Origin of the sequence: Thermococcus sp., assembly GCF_027066465.1 — an archaeon.
GTDB lineage: Archaea > Methanobacteriota_B > Thermococci > Thermococcales > Thermococcaceae > Thermococcus.
This window is the reverse complement of the sequence record NZ_JAMONU010000006.1, coordinates 1-4,493: the sequence shown is the minus strand read 5'-3', so window position 1 is coordinate 4,493 and position 4,493 is coordinate 1. Positions and strand designations below refer to the sequence as shown.

The window sequence follows — 4,493 nt, the reverse complement described above, 5'->3', positions numbered from 1 at the left end:
AAGGACGAGCTCGGCAGGAACCTTGCCCTCAGGTTCTGGGACTGGGGGATTAAGACCGCTATAAGCGTTGCCGAGGTTCGCTACTCCACGGACCTGCCGATTATAGCCACCGGCGGAATGCGCGACGGGATAACGATGACCAAAGCCCTCGCGATGGGCGCGACCTTTGCAGGGGTGGCGTTACCCCTCCTCAAGCCCGCTGTGAAGGGCGACGTCGAGGGGGTCATCAGAATTCTGAGGCGCTACATCGAGGAGATAAGGAACACGATGTTCCTTGTCGGAGCGAGAAACGTCGAGGAGCTGAGGAGGGTCCCGCTCGTTATCACTGGCTTCACGAGGGAGTGGCTCGAGCAGAGGATTGACTTAAAGGAGTATTTAAAAGCCCGTTGAGTTTTTAGGCGTCTCTCTGAATACTCACCTTTTTAAACCCTCGTTCAGAGTAATGCCCAACGCACCCCCGCGCCTCAGGAGGGGCCCGGGGCGGGAGGATGATTGAGATGATAAAGGTCTACACAATCAGCGGTTACGAGGAAGTCGGCAAGAACATGACGGCCGTTGGCTACTCCGACGGCAGAAGGGAAGAGGTAGTGATAATCGACATGGGAATAATGCTCGACAGGGTGATGATTCACGAGGACACGAGCATTCAGAAGTTCTCCGACAAGGAGCTTCAGAAGCTCGGCGCGATTCCCGACGATAGAATCCTGTGGAAGAGCCGGAACAAGAAGGTTGTCGCGATTACGCTCACCCACGGCCACCTCGACCACATCGGCGCGATAGCCAAGCTCGCCCCACACTATCCGGACACGCCCGTCTATGGGACTCCCTACACGATTAAGCTCGCAAAGAGCGAAGTGAAAAGCGAGGAGTACTTCGAGGTTAAGAACCCCATGTACGAGACGAACTACGGCGAGATAGTCCAGGTGAGCGAGAACCTCGCGATTGAGTTCATACGCATCACCCACTCGATTCCTCAGGCGGCTATGGTTGCGATACACACCCCTGAAGGCGTCGTTCTCCACACCGGCGACTTCAAGTTCGACAACAACAACCCGCTCGGCGAGAGGCCCGACTACAAAAGGCTGAAGGAGCTCGGAAAGGAGGGCGTCAAAGTTCTCATCGCTGAATCCACGCGCGTTGCCGAACCGACGAAGACGCCGAGCGAGGCAGTGGCTCAGATGCTCCTCGAGGACTTCTTCCTCTACGAGGGCATGGACGAGAAGGGATTGATAGCGACGACCTTCGCGAGCCACATCTTCCGCCTTCAGGAGCTAATCTGGATAGCCAACAAGATGGGCAGGCAGGCCGTTTTGGTTGGCCGCTCCCTGGCAAAGTACACGGGCATAGCGAAACAGCTCGGCCTCATAAAGATGAAGGGGGCAAGGGTCGTAAGGAGTCCCAACGCCGTCAGGAAGGTTCTCAAAGAGGTTTCCCAGGCGAGGGAGAACTACCTTCTCATAGTTACCGGACATCAGGGCGAGCCCGGAGCGGTATTGACCAGAATGGCGGACGGTGAGCTCTACGACATCGGCAAGGACGACACCGTCGTCTTCTCGGCCGGAACGATACCGAACCCGCTCAACTACGCCCAGCGCTACAAGCTCGAGACGAAGCTCAGGATGAAGGGTGTCAGGATGATTAAGGACCTCCACGTTTCCGGCCACGCGAGCAGGGAGGACCACCGCTATCTCATAAGGCTCCTCAATCCCGAGAACATCGTCCCGGCACACGGCGAGTTCAGGATGCTCACCCACTACGCCGAGCTGGCAGAAGAAGAGGGCTACATGATTGGAAGGGACGTCTTTGTGTCGAGGAACGGCTACGTCGTCGAGATTCCGTAAGACTGATAAAGGGTTTCTCTCTTTTTCCCATAGCTCCTTCATGCTCATGGGGTGGTAACGATGAAATACGATGAACTGTTCACCAGCATCAAGACGCTCGCCAAGAGGGTTGATGAGAGGATATTTGAGCTGTTGCCTGAAAAGGAACCCGAGACCCTCTACCGGGCCGCGCGCCACTACCCGCTCGCCGGCGGCAAGAGGGTTCGACCCTTCGTGGTTCTCAGAGCGACGGAAGCAGTTGGCGGCGACCCCGAGAAGGCGCTCTACCCTGCGGCCGCCGTTGAGTTCATTCACAACTACTCCCTCGTTCACGATGACATAATGGACATGGACGAGTTAAGGCGCGGAAGGCCGACCGTCCACAAGGTCTGGGGCGTCAACATGGCGATTTTGGCAGGTGATTTGCTGTTCTCAAAGGCCTTCGAGGCGGTAGCCAGGGCTGAGGTAAGCCCCGAGAAAAAGGCAAGAATCCTTGAGGTTCTCGTGAAGACCTCCAACGAACTCTGCGAGGGTCAGGCAATGGATATCGAGTTCGAAACAAGGGAGGAGGTTACCGTTGAGGAATACCTCAAGATGATAAGCGGTAAGACCGGGGCGCTCTTCGACGGCTCGGCAACGATAGGCGCAATCGTCGGGACCGATAACGAGGAGTACATAAAGGCCCTCTCGAAGTGGGGAAGGAACGTTGGAATAGCCTTCCAGATATGGGACGACGTTCTCGATTTGATTGCCGACGAGGAGAAGCTGGGCAAGCCTGTTGGTAGCGACATAAGGAAGGGCAAGAAGACGCTCATAGTCAGCCACTTCTTCCAGAATGCGAGCGAGGAAGACAAAGCCGAGTTCATGAAGGTTTTCGGCAAGTACGCCGGCGACGCCAAGGGCGACGCACTTATCCACGACGAGAGGGTGAAGGAAGAGGTAGCGAAGGCCATCGAACTTCTCAGGAAGTACGGTAGCATCGACTACGCCGCTCAGTACGCCAAGAACCTTGTAAAAGAGGCGAACGAGGCCTTAAAGGTTCTCCCCGAGAGCGAGGCGAGGAAAGACCTTGAACTCCTCGCCGAGTTCCTTGTCGAGAGGGAGTTCTGATTCACTCCCTCTTTTGTACAATCAGCCATCCCACCGGAGGATGCTCCGCTCCATCCTTCCACTTTTCATAGGCTTCCTCCCACCTTCTCAGTGTGCAACCAGTCAGAAGGAAGCGGTGGCTCGTTCCGGGGCGGGATTTTTGAAAGAACTTCTCCCTTAAACGTTTCTTCGCTAACCGGCATGGAGGACACCGAAAAGGGCTAACGGACTTCTCTTTAAGGCGTTTTCGGAGAAAAAGTTTTATAAGTTGGGGGTGAATTGATAGCAGGGCTTGAAATTCTTCTCTGGTGGGTTTTGTGCTAAGATGTATTTTGTTGGCGATATGCTGCTTGGTTGCATCACCATGCAACCCCTTTACTCAGGCTTCTTTTGAACAGTTCTAAAAAGACAACTTCTATTAGAATAAATTTATACTTTAAAAAAAGAAAGAAACTTTACAAATAGTAAAAGGAAAAACTTATAAGGATAAGTTGCATAGTTGACATTGCAGACAACTCTATGGGGGTGACTTTATGCAGTGGAAGCCGCTGTTCGTAGTCCTCCTCGGACTGCTGATGGTTGGGATGGTGGCAGGGGATACTTCTTCAACGGAACTGAAAGGAACTCCCACAAATGCTCCCGTTATCATTGATTATAGAAACCAAATATCAACAGCAAAGTTATATAACTTTCTCAAAAACAATCTTAGTGTATCCGTGAGTTATCAAGACCTCATTTCAATTCAACGAATAACACCTGAGGATATCAAACAAGCCAGAGAATTAAAAGCTTCGGGACTGACAGCTTCGGAAGTTAGTATCTTAAAACTCATAAAGAAGATACAGTTAATGGAGTTCATTGCTTCCAAGAGTGGAGGAAATCCAGAAGTTATCATAAAGCTGGCTAAATTTCTGGGGGATCACGTCGTGTCTATTAAAAGCTCTCCAGTTAAACCCCTGAGTGGTGATTATAGCGATTTGCTACTGGACGTCGGAGGTGCACATTTCTATCAGAATGACCCAGAAATACCTTATTATGTGATGGTGTGGGGAAATTACCTGTGGAAGGAAACTGAGAATCCTCTCTATGAGGGCTCTGATGATGTCGTTTATTATATCTGGGACGAGGCAGATGATTTAGTACTGTTCAAAGATGTATACGCGTCTCCAGAAATGAGACGAGCAGGCTCTGCTCTAGGGGCAATTGCATATTACACTCCAGATAGTCTTCATTCTGGATACGTTAGACTGTATTTCGTACCAAAAACCCCATCAGTATCAGGTAGATGGACAAGGGTGTCCATGACATACGTTCATACTTACGGAATACGGGGAACTCTTAGCATTACTGTTGGGTATAAATACGTTCAGGTTAGTTACCAAACACGCTTAGGAGACAAATGGAAAAAGTCTGATTATATAACGTTTAAAATAGACCCTGAAGGAGTTCTCAATAGGTGAGTGAAATGAAAAAGATTGTTGTTTTCTTTTTTATCTTCATGGCTCTTATTATGCTTGCGATATCACAAAAACCTACAGTCAAAAATATTATTGAAACTAAGATTTTTATAGATGGCAATCCTCT

The 4,493-nt window shown here is 50.9% G+C and carries 4 protein-coding genes; all 4 read left to right on the top strand.

Features of this window, described 5'->3' with window-relative positions:
- Window positions 1-390, top strand: a 390-nt coding sequence (locus MVK46_RS00305; protein ID WP_297534379.1) for an alpha-hydroxy-acid oxidizing protein, incomplete at its 5' end; no start/stop codon positions are given.
- A gap of 107 nt (window positions 391-497) precedes the next feature.
- Entirely contained in the window at window positions 498-1,841 is a 1,344-nt protein-coding gene (locus tag MVK46_RS00300; RefSeq protein WP_297534380.1) for an RNase J family beta-CASP ribonuclease, read from the top strand.
- 60 nt (window positions 1,842-1,901) lie between these two features.
- The gene (locus MVK46_RS00295; RefSeq protein ID WP_297534377.1) at window positions 1,902-2,930 is read left to right on the top strand and encodes a polyprenyl synthetase family protein; all 1,029 of its coding nucleotides are present in this window, start codon (window positions 1,902-1,904) and stop codon (window positions 2,928-2,930) included.
- A 512-nt stretch (window positions 2,931-3,442) separates the two neighbouring features.
- Window positions 3,443-4,369, top strand: a complete 927-nt coding sequence (locus tag MVK46_RS00290; RefSeq protein ID WP_297534376.1) for a hypothetical protein — start codon at window positions 3,443-3,445, stop codon at window positions 4,367-4,369.
- Window positions 4,370-4,493 lie beyond the last annotated feature (124 nt).

What these genes read in the sequence shown, in the direction of transcription:
- MVK46_RS00300 (WP_297534380.1), top strand. Translation starts at nt 498, where the DNA reads ATGATAAAGGTCTACACAATCAGCGGTTACGAGGAAGTCGGCAAGAAC.
- MVK46_RS00295 (WP_297534377.1), top strand. Translation starts at nt 1,902, where the DNA reads ATGAAATACGATGAACTGTTCACCAGCATCAAGACGCTCGCCAAGAGG.
- MVK46_RS00290 (WP_297534376.1), top strand. Translation starts at nt 3,443, where the DNA reads ATGCAGTGGAAGCCGCTGTTCGTAGTCCTCCTCGGACTGCTGATGGTT.